The 14,422-nt window shown below is 52.3% G+C and carries 12 protein-coding genes and 1 riboswitch; of the genes, 5 read left to right on the top strand and 7 right to left on the bottom strand.

The features are described from left to right. Positions 1-223 precede the first annotated feature (223 nt). Positions 224-619 (bottom strand): H-NS family nucleoid-associated regulatory protein, encoded by a 396-nt coding sequence (locus tag HCX89_RS02980; RefSeq protein ID WP_025009415.1) that lies wholly within the window; start codon positions 617-619, stop codon positions 224-226. A 319-nt stretch (positions 620-938) separates the two neighbouring features. Between HCX89_RS02980 and HCX89_RS02975 the strand changes: the two genes are divergently transcribed. From HCX89_RS02975 to HCX89_RS02965, 3 genes are all read left to right on the top strand, one after another. Then, positions 939-1,688, top strand: coding sequence for an electron transfer flavoprotein subunit beta/FixA family protein (locus tag HCX89_RS02975; RefSeq protein WP_028779070.1), 750 nt, complete (start codon positions 939-941; stop codon positions 1,686-1,688). Beyond that, entirely contained in the window at positions 1,689-2,612 is a 924-nt protein-coding gene (locus HCX89_RS02970) for an electron transfer flavoprotein subunit alpha/FixB family protein (protein WP_025009413.1), read from the top strand. It abuts the gene before it with no gap. Positions 2,613-2,702: 90 nt separating this feature from the next. Further along, a riboswitch (Lysine riboswitch) is annotated at positions 2,703-2,901 on the top strand. Between the two features lie 81 nt (positions 2,902-2,982). Then, positions 2,983-4,554, top strand: a complete 1,572-nt coding sequence (locus tag HCX89_RS02965; RefSeq protein WP_062793306.1) for a Na+/H+ antiporter NhaC family protein — start codon at positions 2,983-2,985, stop codon at positions 4,552-4,554. Positions 4,555-4,686: 132 nt separating this feature from the next. Here HCX89_RS02965 and brnQ read toward each other — a convergent pair whose 3' ends face one another. Together brnQ and HCX89_RS02955 are read right to left on the bottom strand one after the other, a co-directional pair. Continuing rightward, complete coding sequence (gene brnQ / locus HCX89_RS02960; RefSeq protein ID WP_167715012.1) at positions 4,687-6,009, bottom strand: branched-chain amino acid transport system II carrier protein; 1,323 nt, start codon at positions 6,007-6,009, stop codon at positions 4,687-4,689. A 902-nt stretch (positions 6,010-6,911) separates the two neighbouring features. Then, positions 6,912-9,050, bottom strand: a complete 2,139-nt coding sequence (locus tag HCX89_RS02955) for a M3 family metallopeptidase (protein WP_167715009.1) — start codon at positions 9,048-9,050, stop codon at positions 6,912-6,914. 273 nt (positions 9,051-9,323) lie between these two features. Between HCX89_RS02955 and HCX89_RS02950 the strand changes: the two genes are divergently transcribed. Together HCX89_RS02950 and HCX89_RS02945 are read left to right on the top strand one after the other, a co-directional pair. Further along, a complete protein-coding gene (locus HCX89_RS02950; protein ID WP_025009412.1) occupies positions 9,324-9,902 on the top strand; it encodes a thymidine kinase in 579 nt (192 codons plus the stop codon). 100 nt (positions 9,903-10,002) lie between these two features. Continuing rightward, positions 10,003-11,010, top strand: coding sequence for a tetratricopeptide repeat protein (locus tag HCX89_RS02945; RefSeq protein ID WP_368039288.1), 1,008 nt, complete (start codon positions 10,003-10,005; stop codon positions 11,008-11,010). Positions 11,011-11,023: 13 nt separating this feature from the next. Here HCX89_RS02945 and HCX89_RS02940 read toward each other — a convergent pair whose 3' ends face one another. The 4 genes from HCX89_RS02940 to HCX89_RS02925 form a co-directional block, all read right to left on the bottom strand. Continuing rightward, positions 11,024-12,139, bottom strand: a complete 1,116-nt coding sequence (locus tag HCX89_RS02940; RefSeq protein ID WP_167715005.1) for an FUSC family protein — start codon at positions 12,137-12,139, stop codon at positions 11,024-11,026. Between the two features lie 214 nt (positions 12,140-12,353). Next, the gene (locus tag HCX89_RS02935; protein ID WP_045282516.1) at positions 12,354-12,815 is read right to left on the bottom strand and encodes an isoprenylcysteine carboxylmethyltransferase family protein; all 462 of its coding nucleotides are present in this window, start codon (positions 12,813-12,815) and stop codon (positions 12,354-12,356) included. 137 nt (positions 12,816-12,952) lie between these two features. Next, positions 12,953-13,252, bottom strand: a complete 300-nt coding sequence (locus HCX89_RS02930; protein ID WP_093983503.1) for a DUF3861 domain-containing protein — start codon at positions 13,250-13,252, stop codon at positions 12,953-12,955. A 257-nt stretch (positions 13,253-13,509) separates the two neighbouring features. Beyond that, positions 13,510-14,337 carry a hypothetical protein gene (locus tag HCX89_RS02925; RefSeq protein ID WP_167715003.1) on the bottom strand — a complete coding sequence of 276 codons (828 nt, stop codon included), beginning with the start codon at positions 14,335-14,337 and terminating at the stop codon, positions 13,510-13,512. Positions 14,338-14,422 lie beyond the last annotated feature (85 nt).

Raw genomic sequence — 14,422 nt, 5'->3', positions numbered from 1 at the left:
TATATATTCACTACTTTTTTACCAAAGAGTTACAGATATCCATAATACAAAAAGGTATCTGAGGCCGACGGGATACATGGCTGTGTGCTGATGTCCATAAAAGTTAACCCAGTCAAAATGTAAATGCCAAGGCGTAATTGTAAGGCTTTTTAACAGATGCCAGACGTCTATCAGACATAAAAAAGCCCCGACACTGTCGAGGCTTAAGTAAATAGATGCCTGATTAGATCAGGAAATCATCCATTGAACGACCTTTGTCTACTTCGTTCTTGAATACAGTTGGCATACGGCCTTGACCGGTCCAAGTAATAGTTTCACCATCTACAACGATTTTGTATTTTGGTGGGCGAGGAGCACGCTTCTTGGGAGCAGCCTTGGCGGCAGCAACATTACCCAGATCTTCAACAGACAGGCCAACGGCTTCCATCTGCTTACGGATATCTTCTATTTTAGAAAGACGTTCAGCTTGTGCCTTTTCTTCTTCCTTGGCTTCCTCTTCACGATCAATAATGATCTTATCCAATTTGGCAGCCAGATCGCGCAGATCTGCAACGCTCAACTCTTTTACTGCGGCCTTAAAACGACGACCGTGAGTCAATATATCAAGAAAATCGCTCATAAGTATTTTGGTCCCACGCTAATTTATAAATTGGGTTATGGTGAACATCGCTATAAATAATAGAAACTATAAGAGTCTGGATCAAATATTTTTACGCCAATTGACATTAATTTCTTTATTTAACTCAATTCTATGACCATGAAAGTTGCCAAGTGTTCAAAAAACTGGCCTTAAAGTGTGACAGAAGTGACAAACGAGCGTTTAAGTTGCTGTTGACGTTAACGTCAACAGCACGTAAAGTTGAGCCATCCTGTACTGATGGCCCTGGTATCATCGGTACGCAACCCACATTAGATACAAGGTGTAGGAAGGAAACCCTATGAAAGTATTGGTGCCAGTAAAACGTGTGGTCGATGCCAATGTGAAGGTCAGGGTCAAGGCCGACAACACAGGCGTTGAAACAGCCAACCTGAAAATGGCGTTGAATCCATTTTGTGAGATTGCGGTAGAAGAAGCCGTGCGTCTGAAAGAAGCCGGCAGTGCTTCTGAAGTCGTCGTTGTCAGCATAGGTCCCAAGGCGGCACAGGAACAGCTGCGTACCGCACTGGCTCTGGGTGCCGACCGTGCCATTCACATCGAAACCGATGAAGAGCTGGTGCCCCTTTCTATTGCCAAACTGCTCAAGGCGGTGCAGGACAAGGAACAGGCGCAACTTATTCTGCTCGGTAAGCAGTCCATCGACGGCGATAACAATCAGACAGGACAGATGCTGGCGGCACTCGCCGGTATGCCTCAGGCAACCTTTGCATCTGAAGTGAAGCTGGAAGGCGAAACTCTGCTGGTCACCCGTGAAGTGGATGGCGGCTTACAGACTCTGTCCATGCCTCTGCCTGCCGTGGTCACCGCAGATCTGCGTCTGAATGAGCCTCGCTATGCTTCTTTGCCCAATATCATGAAAGCCAAGCGCAAGCCGCTGGAGACCATGAGCATTGATGACCTGGGAGTGGCGCTCAAGCAGCACGTACAGGTGTTGGAGGTAGCTGCACCGGCCAGCCGTCAGGCGGGTGTGATGGTGGCTTCCGTTGAGGAGCTGGTGGACAAGTTGAAAAACGAAGCGAAGGTGATCTAAATGGCCGTATTAGTAATAGCAGAACACGATAATGCCAGCCTGAAACAGGACACAGCCAAAGTTGTCGCCGCAGCCAAAGCCATAGGGGGAGATATTCACCTCTTGGTTGCCGGTCAGGATTGTAAGGCCGCCGCCGATGCTGCCGCCAAGCTTGAAGGCGTCAGTAAAGTACTGCTGGCCGATAACCCTGCCTATGGTGCTCATCTTGCCGACAATATTGGTGAACTCATCTTGTCTCTGAGTGGCGACTACAGCCACATTCTGGCTGCAGCTTCAAGCCAGGGTAAGGACATACTGCCAAGAGTGGCGGCTTTGCTGGATGTGGCTCAGCTTTCGGAGATCACCAAGGTGATTGATGCCGATACTTTTGTCCGTCCCGTCTATGCCGGTAACGCCATGGCGACCGTTAAGAGTCTGGACGATAAGAAAGTGGCCACAGTGCGCGCCAGCGCCTTCGACGCCGTTGCCGAGACAGGCTCAGCTGAAATCAATCAGCTCGATAGCGTCTTTGACGCCAAGAGCAGCTTTGTATCCCAGAGCCTGACCGAGTCGGCTCGTCCGGAGCTTGGCAGCGCCAGAGTCATTGTTTCTGGTGGTCGCGGTATGGGTAGTGGCGAAAACTTTGCCATGCTGGAAGCCTTGGCCGATAAGCTGGGCGCCGCCGTAGGTGCATCGCGGGCAGCAGTGGATGCCGGCTTTGTTCCCAACGACCTGCAGGTTGGCCAGACGGGTAAAATCGTGGCGCCAGAGCTTTATATCGCTGTGGGTATCTCCGGGGCGATTCAACATCTGGCCGGGATGAAGGACTCAAAAGTCATTGTGGCCATCAACAAAGATCCTGAAGCGCCTATCTTCCAGGTTGCCGATTATGGCTTGGAAGCTGACCTGTTTGATGTTGTGCCTAAATTGAACGAGTTGATTTAATCTGTGATCTAGGTCACGATAGGCGGCTTTGGGGTAGCATCCTCAAAGCCGCCTATGTTTTTATGTGCCTCACGCCTGACATCAGGCGTCCTGAGAAGTAGAGGCGCACTAAATATCAGTAGCGGTAAGCAGGGTGATTCCGTTTATGTATCGCGAAAGGATTTGGTGCCGAAGTGGTTGCGACTTATCAAGGTCCACCGCTGGGGCTGTTACCAAATAGGGGCAGCACTGCCATAGTATATTCTGTCGGGATGACAGATTGACGTTACTATGGAGCGCTACTGAAAGGACAGGTGCTACTCGGTATGCCATTGCCTTTTCCCACCAGTTCAGTTGCCCTCCATTCGTATTTAACGAAGAACAAGACTCAATGACACTAACAAGTTATGCCGATTCGGCACTCTCTTTGTTGCCGCCGGTTGTGGCAATTTTATTGGCGATCCTCACCCGTCGGGTGTTGTTATCGCTGGGGTTGGGGATATTGATTGGAGCCTTGTTGCTCAATCAATGGTCGGTATTGGACACCGGGGTTTATCTGGGGCAAAGGGTGCTTTCCCTGGTATGGGACGATGACGCTTTCAATGCCTGGAACCTGTATATTCTGGGATTCCTGGTGCTGCTGGGGATGATCACTGCGCTGATCACCGTCAGTGGCTCGGCCAGGGCCTTTGCCAACTGGGCCAGACAGCATATCCGTAATCGCCGTGATGCCAAGCTGCTGACCATGTTTCTCGGCTGTGCGGTGTTTATCGATGACTACTTCAATAGCTTGGTGGTGGGCAGTATCGCTAGGCCTCTGACCGACAGATACTATATCTCCCGCTCCAAACTGGCGTATCTTTTGGATTCTACCGCGGCGCCCGTGTGCGTTATCTCGCCGGTGTCCAGTTGGGGCGCCTATATTATCGCCCTTATCGGCGGCATTCTCACCGCTCACGGTTTTACTGAAGTAGGACATCTGAGTGCTTTCGTGCAGATGATCCCGATGAACTTCTATGCCCTGTTTGCCCTGGCGCTCTTGCTGTGCGTCACCTTTATGGAGCTGGATATTGGCGCCATGCGCAAACACGAGCTCAACGCCCGCAAGGGCAATCTCTATGATGAGTCCAAGGGGTTGCCCCCCGGTGCCAATGCCGATCTGCCCGAGGCGGAAACCGGCCAGGTGCACGGCCTGTTCCTGCCCATAGGTGTCTTGGTGGTGGCGACCTTCTATTTTATGGTTTCCAGTGGTGCCGATGCCCTGGCGGCAGAAAGCCTGCCTTTCAGTATCATAGGTGCCTTCGAGAAAACCGATGTGGGCTCGTCACTGTTTTTCGGCGCCTCCATCGGCCTGGTGGTGACGCTGCTGCTGGCCTTTATCCAGAAGATTGAAGCCAAGATGATCCTCAAGGCGCTTACCTCGGGTGCCCGTTCCATGTTGCCGGCAATCTATATTCTGATGTTTGCCTGGACCATAGCCGGGATCATAGGCTCACTGGAAACCGGCAAGTTTATGGCCAGCCTCGCCAGTGGCAATATTCCCTTTGCCTTGTTGCCGGCCGTGCTGTTTATTTTGGCTGGGCTTACCGCCTTTTCTACCGGCACCAGCTGGGGCACCTTTGGTATCATGTTGCCGATTGCCGCCGATATGGCCATGGGCAGCCACAGTGGCATGATGTTGCCTATGCTGGCCGCCGTGCTTTCCGGCGCTGTGTTTGGCGATCACTGCTCGCCGATATCGGACACCACGATTCTGTCATCCACAGGTGCCAGCTGCCATCATATCGACCATGTGCTGACTCAGTTGCCCTATGCGGTCTTGGTAGCGCTTATTTCCCTCGGCGGCTATATAGTACTCGGCTTTACCGAGTCGGTATGGCTTGGGCTTGCCAGCAGTTGTGTGCTGTTCATGCTGGGGCTGGTGTGGCTCAAGTGGCAGCAGCCCAAAAACAGTGCTGCCTAACCGGCCAATTAAAAAACGCTGCCTCGGCAGCGTTTTTTTGTTACCAATATTTCAGGGCCATTGGAGTTGGAGGCGTACTCTCGTCTTGGATATTCAGGCTAAATACCTATTGATTCAAACTGGCCTCGCCAATTATTTTTGTGGCAGCTCTATTGAGTTTTCCGTGATGACGCGAGCCGATGCCGAGCGGGCAAACAGAGTCAAACTCGTCGCTATGGCCAGAACAATAACCGTCGGGACAATCCAAGCTGCATAGCAAGCGTATAAGGGTAGATATTGGTTCAAAATTGCATCCAGGCTGGCAGGCATACTGCCGAGAATATGCAAGGCGTCCAGAGCGCCAAAGATCAACGCTGCCGCTAAGGTTGCAAGTACGCCAGACATGGAGACAAGGCGCCGTAGCGGCGCAATCAACAACAAGGCAATCGCAATCGGATGCAGGGCTACCACGACGGGTTGGGTGATCTGTAAAAGTTGCTCCAGACCAATATTGGCAACCAATGCTCCAATTATCATGGTGACCAGCACACTGTTACGGTAAGACACGTTACTGAATGTGCGGCTATAAAACTCACTGCCGGCAGTCGTCACGCCGATTATCGTCGTCAGGCAAGCCAATATCATCACAGCCCCCAACAGCAAGGTACCTAAAATACCAAAATGTGTTGTGGTAAAGGTGGTCAGAATATCCCCGCCGTTACTGTATTCACCGACGCTGCTGGCGCCGATATAAGCCAGGGATATATATACCAGTGCCATAGCCACAGCGTACATCAAGGCGGCAATCAGGGTGTACCTGGTAATCGCCTTTGGCTGAGTGACACCCATACTTTTAATCGCGCGGAAGATAACCCATCCAAAACCGATAGAGCCCAAGGCGTCCATGGTCATATATCCTTGAGTCACACCTTCGGCAAATGCGCTGGTTACATAGGCGCCGGTCGCCTGGGAAATGCCTTGACTCGGAAACAACAGTGCGGCGATAGCCATTGCCAGTAGGATAGCCATTAGCGCCGGCGTCAACCACTTCCCCAGGTTGTCGACCAGTTTGCCCGGATGCAGGGAAAACAGTACAGCGATAACGCAGAAGATAATTGAAAAAGGACCCAGAGCGTTGTCACCGAAAAACGGGCTAAAACCGAATTGGTAAGCGACTGTGATGGCACGAGGAATGACAAATGCCGGGCCAATCACGATAAATACCATAATCCAGAACGTGGTAGCCAGAGGGCGGGGAAGTACTGAAGTCAGGTTATCGGAGCCCCCCACCAGGGCCACAATGACCAAAGCAAAGGCGGGTAAGCCCACACCGGCCAGTAGAAAGCCCGCCATGCCCTGAAACAGGTTTTCGCCTGCCTGATAACCCAAAAATGATGGGAAAATAAGGTTGCCGGCGCCTAAATACATGGCAAAGGTCATAAACCCCAAAGCGGCTATATTGCGTGCACTTAACATAGTCTTCCTCAAATATGTCAGCTTTGAAGTAACCAGCAAGTGAGCGTTTTGATGACTCTGCCAGCGACTCTCACTGACAGAAAATAAAAGATAATAGCCTGTCAGCCCCGGTTGAGTTCCAGAGAGAGCAGGAGGAGATTGGCGACGGTCACTTGTTGGCGACTAGGCTGCAAACAAATTGTGGAAGCGACCAATGACATACAAAATCCAGGTTGACAGAAAATATGGGAGGAGGCTCCTCCCTGTGTGGATCCCTTATAAACCTATCTCTTGGAACCTGGCAAGCCTTAAATAGTGGATAGTGTGTATTTCAACATTTTCTCCACTCACAGGAATAAGCCACTAAAAACTCTTTAAAGAAACATTAACGATTCAGTCTCGCAGTGATGGAAATCGGGATCCCACCAGTACTTGGGGATAAATGCCTGCCACTCTCAATTAGGGAAGGTGCGAATAAGTCCTCGTGGCACTCTGGCTTACACAGCAATTGGCATTCAAGGCATCGGACTGAAGGCATGCCCGGGCCTGTCGAAGTCGGATAACGCAGAAAGCCGGCTGCTGTGAAAGCCCCGAAGGGCGTGGCTTACAGACCTGCCTGCTGTGTTGTGCTTCTTGCAAAGGACTTGGCCATTTGCTGCAAATCACGCCTTGCATTCAGGCCTGGAAGCCGACGCAGAGCACACATGGGACTTGTTCGCACCTTCCTTAGGTATCACGTGTCCATTTTCAAGGGGTTGCAAAATAGACCCGGCCCAGATTACGGGGAGGATGATTGCCGGTGCTGGAAGTCGAATAGCTTGTCATAAAAAAACACCTGAGCCGGAAGACTCAGGTGTTTTTTATGCTTAAGTCCGAGGTGTAATCTCGCCCCTCGGACTTAAACGGTTTTCAGCACTCACTTATCAGAGCAGACCACGACGCTTGAGCAGGGCATCGGTTGTCGGCTCCTGGCCTCGGAAGTTTTTGTAAGCTTCCATAGGTGGCACGCTGTTACCCACTTCGCGGATAGTCTTGCGATACTTCATGCCGATATCCCGCTTCAGGCCGCCTTGGGTCTGTACATAGGCAAAGGCATCGGCCGCGAGGATTTCACTCCACATATAGGCGTAGTAGCTGGCACTGTAGCCACCCGGGAAGGCGTGGGCAAAGTAGGTCGACTTGTAACGTGGTGGCACGGCTTCAATGTTCAGGCCGTGCTTTTCAAGCGCCTTGGCTTCAAACTCGGCGACATTCTGCAGCGGTGCGTTTTTGTCCAGCGAATGCCATTCCATGTCGACCAATGCAGCAGCCATATACTCCAGGGTGTCGAAGCCTTGGTTGAAGCTGCGGGACTTCAGCAACTTGTCCAGCATCGCTTTGGGTAAAGGCTCGCCGGTTTGGTAGTGCTTGGCATAGTTGGCCAATACTTGTGGATGACCGGCCCAGTCCTCTTCGAAGGTGGATGGGAACTCGACAAAGTCACGGGATACCGCAGTACCGGACAGGCTGGGGTAGGTTACTTTGGAGAACATGCCATGCGTGCCGTGGCCCAACTCGTGGAACATGGTGGTTACTTCGTCATAGCTGACGAAGGTGGCTTCGCCTTCCGGTGCCTTCTTGATGTTCATCACATTGACCACCACGGGCTTTTCACCCTTGAGCAGGTTCTGGTTGACGAAAGAGCTCATCCAGGCACCGCCGCGCTTGCCTTCACGGGCGAAATAGTCGCCGTAGAAGATGGCCATGCTGCTGCCGTCGGCATCAAACATTTCCCAGGCTTTGACATCAGGGTGATAAACCGGCAGATCCGGCCGTGGCTTGAAGGTTACCCCATAGAGTTGGTTGAGGGTAAAGAAGACGCCGTCTTCCAACACTCGATTGAATTCGAAGTAAGGCTTGAGGCTGGCTTCATCCAGATCATATTTCTCCTGGCGCACCAGCTCGGCATAGAAGGCCCAGTCCCAAGGCTTGAGCTGGAACTTGCCACCAGTCTTGTCGATCATCACTTGGATATCGGCGGCTTCTTTCTGGGTGTTGGCGACAACGGCAGGCACCATGGAGCCGAACATCTCATAGACGGCCTCGGGTGTCTTGGCCATCTGTGGGCTCAGGCGGTAACTGGCCCAGTTATCAAATCCCAGCAGGGCGGCGCGTTCGGCGCGCAGCTGCGCCAGGCGGGCTACCAGAGAGGCAGTTTCGTTTTCACCTTCAAGGCCGCGATAGGCAGAGGCTTCCCAAATCTGTTTTCTCAGCTCTCGGTTTTTCAGCTGAGCCAGCACAGGCTGGCGAGTGGTGTTGGTGATGCTGATCAGGTATTGACCATCGAGCCCAGCAGCCTTGGCATCGGCTGCGGCATTGCGAATGGCCGAGTCGGACAGACCGTCCAATTGAGCAACGTCAGTAACAGTTACGGCGATTTCTTTGTTCATCCGCATCAGTCGTTGCTGGAATTCGTTCACCAGCTTGGACTGCTCTTCGTTCAAGGCGCGGATCTGGACTTTTTCGTTCTCGGTCAGCTTGGCGCCGGCGAGCACAAAGCGTTGGTGGTACATCTCAATAAGGCGCACTTCTTCGCTGCTCAGGCCCAATTGCTGCCGTTGAGAGTAGAGGCTGTCGATGCGGGCAAACAGCTCCGGGTTGAGATTGACGTTGTCTGAGTGGGCCGCCATCTTGGGCGCCATTTCACCCTGAATTTTACGCAGTTCAGGGTTGGAGTTGGAGCCGGTCAGATTATAGAAAACGCTTGAGGCGCGGCTTAGCAGTTCACCGGATTTTTCCAGGGCGACTATGGTGTTGGCAAAAGTGGGTTTCTCTGGGTTGTTGGCAATGGCCAATACTTCCTGGTAGTGCTCGGCAATACCGGCTTCGAGTGCAGGCTTGAAGTGTTCATCTTTGATCAGGCGAAAATCCGGGGCCTGATATTGCAAGGTGCTCTTGGCAAAAAGTGGATTGCTTTGAGTGGCTTCCGCACTTGCCAGATTTGTGTCCTGAGGATTGTGGGTGCTGCAGCCTGAAATAGCCAGTGTGGCGCCAACGGCCAGCGCCAGAAGAGATTTTCGCATTGTTATGACTTCCATCTTTAGTTATGAGTTTTTTAGCGCAACTTAGCACTTGTTGCTTAAAAGTGGCTGAATTTAATGCTTATAGCCTACATAATCGCGATGTTTGCAGGCCAGCAGCTTATTGATAAAGAAGTGTAACAAATTGATTTTAATGGGCAGATTCAGCGAATGCTGAACCAATGCTCAAGTTTGGCTGCATGGGGCATACATCCTGTATTTATGTGGTAAAAAGTGTAAAATTGCGGCCGGAATTTTTCTCAGGGGAGAGCCGTTTTGGCGCAACTTTATTTCTACTATTCGGCGATGAATGCCGGGAAATCGACCTCTTTACTGCAGTCATCCTATAACTATCGCGAGCGCGGCATGCACACCCTGGTGATGACCCCGGCGATAGATGACCGTTTTGGAGTGGGAAAGGTCGCCTCCAGGATCGGTATTGAATGTGATGCACGTATTTTTGCCCATGACGATAATCTGCTTGAGATGATCCGCGCAGAACATGAGCGTCAGCACCTGAATTGTGTGCTGTTTGATGAATCCCAGTTTCTCAGTAAAGAGCAGGTCAAACAGCTGGCCTATGTGGTCGACATCCTGGATATTCCTGTACTTTGTTACGGTTTGCGTACCGACTTCCAGGGCGAGCTGTTTGTTGGCAGTCAGTACTTGTTGGCCTGGGCCGACAAGTTGGTAGAACTGAAAACCATCTGTCACTGTGGTCGCAAGGCCAATATGGTGATCCGTCGTGATGGGGCGGGTAACCCGGTGCGTGAGGGTGAGCAGGTGGCGATAGGCGGCAATGAGAGTTATGAGTCTGTCTGTCGTAAGCACTACCGCGAATTGATTTGGGACTGATGCGAGGCGTCGTGGTTGCAAGCCCAAAGCGACAAGTTCAATAGTAAAAGCCCAGGCGAACAGCCAAAGATATAAATAAAGAGATAAAGAAAGGAAGCTTATGTCGTCTATTTCCCCTGCTGGAAGCCGTATATCCAGGAAGCGGTTACCGGGTTTGTTGCTGTTATTGCTGGGCTCAGTTTTGCCATTGCAGGCCGTCGCAGATAAAGCCGTTCCCGCCTCAGAAATTAAAGTGATTCAAAAGCTTATTTATGAAAGGAAGATGGCAGAGGCGGCGCCCAGACTGGATGCGGCCATAGAAAACTATCCGGACTCCGGGCGGTTGGCATTTTTGCTTGGGCAGCTTTATTACTTCAGCAATATCCCCAATTATCCCAAGGCGGTGGCGGCCTATGACGAGGCCGAGCCCATGCTGTCCAAGGACTCTGAACTGTATTTTTTCCGCGCCGCAGCCAAGGCTCAGGTGCTGTCCGCTTATTCCCAGCGTCTGCGTCCGGACTATGCCGGCGCTCTGGCCGATTACCGCAAAGCCGAGGCTTTGGGATCGGAGCGTGATCTCAGGTTGGATATTGCCAGGACACTCTATGAAACCCGGGACTATCCGGCAGCGCTGGAGCAGATAAACCGCTATCTCAATAACAAGCCTCAGCTTTGGGCCGATGGCCAGATGCTCAAAGGCAATATCCTGGCACAAATGGGCCAGCATGAGGCAGCGCTCAAGAGTTATAAACGAGCCGCGAGACAGTATGACTATCTGGATAAGCTGCAGTTTTATCAGGCCGTCAGCTTGCGGGCGTTGGGACGATCCGATGAGGCTCTGGCGCAGCTCGATAAGGGATTAAAGCGTCAGGGCCGTGCGTATTTTCAGCTTGTCTATCTCAAAGCCATGCTGAGCTATGAGCAGAAACAATACCAAGAGGCCGCCCTGTTGTACCAGCAGCTGATTGAAAGGCGCCGCGGCTGGGCCTTACCCTTACTGGGCTATTACAACAGCTTAAGCCAGATGGGAGAGGGACCCATCAGCATCAGCCATATACTGGATCTGGCACTCGAGCTTGACCCTGAAGTGGTGATCCACTTTCATCAGCAGGACCTGTTGCGGCTGTAACGCCGGCGGCCAGTTACTCGGGAATATCCAACTGGCGCTGGGAAGATGCTTTGCGCTTATAAGCCAGATCCAGGCTGGCCAGCTCGCCATGAATGGCCAACAGCGCCTGGGCCAGTTGATAGATAAGCCAACTGTAACCGCTGAGTGCGAAACCTTGATGGGCCGATTCCGGCGAGTCGTCGCTCGGCTCAGATGGCAGTTGCTTAAGTAGCTGTTGCTGCAATTGATAGCCGAGTCCCAGGGGGAGTTTGGGGCAGTCGGGTGTGTTGCCGGCCACATAGTCCGCCAGATAGGCAAACTCTCGCTGCAGCCCGCTGGCTACCTGTTTGACTCTGGCATAGGCCTCATCTTCTTCGGCCTTCCCGCGGGTGAGCAGCAGTAGCTCCAAAAGCGTGATCACCCTTATCTGTTTGTTGGCCAGCTCGGTCAGAGTAGCGGCCTCTTTCTTCAAGGTTTGGCTTTCCCATTCCAGCGAAAACAGCAGTTTTTTCTGCGCCAGCACTGCCTTCATTGCCGTTTCCAGCGACTTACGGGCATTTTCCGGCTCTTCCTGGCCGGCATTGAGATGCTGCTCCAGCACTTGGGTCATGATTTTCAGTGAGCTTGCCAACTGGGCCCGCCAGTCCTGTTTGGCCTTGATTGGCAGCACAAACAGGGATACCAGCACGGCAATCACGCAGCCGATGAGAATATTGGCGGTGCGCCATAAGGCTTCCGAGGTGTCGTGGTTGGCGTCACCTATCACTATGATCATGGTGAACCCAGCCACCAGGTAGGCATAGCTGTAGCGGCCGGCATTGATATAACAGACTATGCTGACCCCGAGGATCAGTAAGCCCATCAAGTCCCAATAGCCGCCCATGGTGATCACCAACAAGACCCCATAGGCCGAGCCCAAGCAGGTGCCTATGGCCCGCTGCAGCGATTTTTCGATAGCGCCGCCCACTTGTGGCAGGCCCATCATGATGATCACTATGGTGACCATGCTCCAGACAAAGTGAGGCAAAGACCAGATGGCGTTGATGGCGGCGGCAATAAACAGCGCCAAGGCCAGTTTTACCGTGTGTACGGCGCGGGAATGGCGATAGATGAAATCGGCGAAGGCGGAGGCTCTGGCAAACAGGGGCATGGCAGTGTCTCAAAAAGCGTATGGGTTGACCGTCAAGGGCAATTATGACAGAGATGAATCGCGATGGAGTCGGCGGTGGCCGCGAAAGGTGCAAACTGGGAGCCACAATTGCTTGACGGCAAAGCCTTTATGCGCTGGATCACAGCTTGTCCCCTGGTGGCATCATTCGAATGTGGTTTTTTGCCTGGGGCAGGTTTACAAGAGGAGGCCCGGGTTAAATCCAGCGTCTGACTCTCTGACAATAGGTGCGGTAGGGTTCACCAAAGAGTTGCTGCATCGCCCGCTCTTCGGGAAGGATCTGAAAGCGCTGTAAATAGGCAATAAACAGGGCGACCAAGAGCAGCAGCCAGAGTGAGTTGAGGAAAAATGTCTGCGCCAGCAGCAAGAACACAAATCCCAGATACATGGGATTGCGTGAGCAGCGATAAATCCCCGAGGTTACCAGCGTTGAACTTTGCTCCGGCACCCTGGGATCCGGTGTCGTCCCATGGCGTTTGAAGCTGAGCACTCCCGCCAATGGGATAATCAGCCCGGCCGCCAACAGAGAAAAAGCAAGGCTCAGGCTGAGGCTGGAATGCAGACCGGAAGAGGGCAGCCAATAGGACGTCAGTTGCAGCAAAAGGGCAAACAGCAACAAGAGAGCCAGGGGCGGCAGTTTCTTTTCCAATCCAGACATGAATGATGCAGCTGTGAGTATTAGATGCCGCTTAAGATGACATGGCCCAAGCTGTGAATACAAGCACTAAATACAAGTTGTTAACGCCTGGAGCTCTTGCCAGGGTGATAACACTGCATTCCTTGCCATGAAGCTATTTAGGCGCTGCGGTTTCCTTGCTTGAGCTGTTTCATAAACTGCATAAAGTGAGGCCGAAACTCATCGAAGAGTGGATTTTTACGTTGCTCCAGCATCACCTCACTGAAGAGTTTAAGGCCAACGGCAAAGGCGGCAGCCTGATCTTCATCGAAGTCCTGTCGCTGTTTGATTTTGTCCACTATGGCAAAGATATCGTCGTGATTACCGACTTCGAATTTGAGTGCCTGTTGATAGTTTGATGGCATACCGTTTTGATCTTCGAGATGTTCGACACTGATACTGTATTTGTGTTGTTTCATTGAGGACTCCATTGACTAGAGGCCGCCGCGCGGCAGCGGCGTGGATATGAACCGGGACAGCATTGCAAAAGCGCTGCGAATAAACACTTTAACTGTCAGGGAGCTCTCAACGATAAGGGATTTGCCTAAATTTACATGCCAGAGTGCCAGCCGCAACCGGGGCGCGTGGCATAGATTTCCCGGCAGCGGCTCTGAAGCCGTTCAGGCAACAATGCAGGCAAGCATTGGCTTGGCGAGCCTGCCGGGATAGGTGCTGCCTATCTGTTTTTCATCAGGGTATCGTATAGGCGCTTGGCGCAGGCAAAGTTGGGGCCTACGTCTTCCCGGGTGCCGTCTGAGCCGTGATCGTTATCCAGGCGCCAACTGAACATGCCCCGCAAGCCATTGTGAATGGCGAACTCAGTCCACTGCTCAACTTGTTCGAGCGGGGTTTGTACACGGGAGTTTTCACTGCAGACTCCGCCCATCAATATCTCGGCTTTTAAACCGGCATCGAGCCAAACCGCAGCATCGCGGGCGGTATTGATGGAGGAGTAGTCCTGCATTTCCACCGCATCGACATTATCGTTAAAGGCCTGGATAGCTCCCTCTCCGTAGAGGTAACTCGGTCCTTCCCCGGGCCAGGGGACTGAAACGGCAATTCCGAGACCGGCAGCACGAAACTCAGGCCCCAACTGAGTGACGAATTCGGCCACTTGCTTCATCGCCTCTCTTTCTTCGGCGTCTATGTTTATCCCTGTGTAGTGATTGTCCTTGAGCCAGGAGACAATATTGCGGGTCGAGAGATTGTTGTCACTCTTGTTACTGGCAACGCTTGCCTGTATGCCTTCACTGCCAATTCCGGCATAAAGCTCGATACCCGGCGTTTGAGAGAGCAGCTGATCTTTGATGGCATCGGCATATTTGCCACTCATTTCAATACAGTAACCACCAGAGTGAATTGCCGACAACTGGCCGAATGCCAGGCTGTAGCGACTGGCAAGGTGTAGTGGGACCAGGTTGTTGACCAGATTATTCAGGCCAACAGGATTCCAGGTATCGTACCAGGTAGCGATTTCAAAACCTTGGCTTATTTGTGAGTTCATAGGGTGTCCTCCATGACATGGCTGAAGTGGCGATAACCTTGGGCTTCCTTGTCCTTGTGGTGCTGTCGGTTGCCGGGGATATGCC

It is taken from the genome of Shewanella sp. Iso12, from assembly GCF_012030025.1.
Taxonomy (GTDB): domain Bacteria; phylum Pseudomonadota; class Gammaproteobacteria; order Enterobacterales; family Shewanellaceae; genus Shewanella; species Shewanella algae.
The sequence above is the reverse complement of the archived record's forward strand: the minus strand, read 5'-3'. Positions and strand labels throughout refer to the sequence as shown.

Bases quoted from the DNA above. Each gene is read 5' to 3' on its own strand.
- HCX89_RS02955 (WP_167715009.1), bottom strand. From the start codon at position 9,050: ATGCGAAAATCTCTTCTGGCGCTGGCCGTTGGCGCCACACTGGCTATT.
- HCX89_RS02940 (WP_167715005.1), bottom strand. From the start codon at position 12,139: ATGCCCCTGTTTGCCAGAGCCTCCGCCTTCGCCGATTTCATCTATCGC.
- HCX89_RS02965 (WP_062793306.1), top strand. From the start codon at position 2,983: ATGACACTAACAAGTTATGCCGATTCGGCACTCTCTTTGTTGCCGCCG.
- brnQ (WP_167715012.1), bottom strand. From the start codon at position 6,009: ATGTTAAGTGCACGCAATATAGCCGCTTTGGGGTTTATGACCTTTGCC.
- HCX89_RS02945 (WP_368039288.1), top strand. From the start codon at position 10,003: ATGTCGTCTATTTCCCCTGCTGGAAGCCGTATATCCAGGAAGCGGTTA.
- HCX89_RS02970 (WP_025009413.1), top strand. From the start codon at position 1,689: ATGGCCGTATTAGTAATAGCAGAACACGATAATGCCAGCCTGAAACAG.
- HCX89_RS02975 (WP_028779070.1), top strand. From the start codon at position 939: ATGAAAGTATTGGTGCCAGTAAAACGTGTGGTCGATGCCAATGTGAAG.
- HCX89_RS02925 (WP_167715003.1), bottom strand. From the start codon at position 14,337: ATGAACTCACAAATAAGCCAAGGTTTTGAAATCGCTACCTGGTACGAT.
- HCX89_RS02980 (WP_025009415.1), bottom strand. From the start codon at position 619: ATGAGCGATTTTCTTGATATATTGACTCACGGTCGTCGTTTTAAGGCC.
- HCX89_RS02930 (WP_093983503.1), bottom strand. From the start codon at position 13,252: ATGAAACAACACAAATACAGTATCAGTGTCGAACATCTCGAAGATCAA.
- HCX89_RS02935 (WP_045282516.1), bottom strand. From the start codon at position 12,815: ATGTCTGGATTGGAAAAGAAACTGCCGCCCCTGGCTCTCTTGTTGCTG.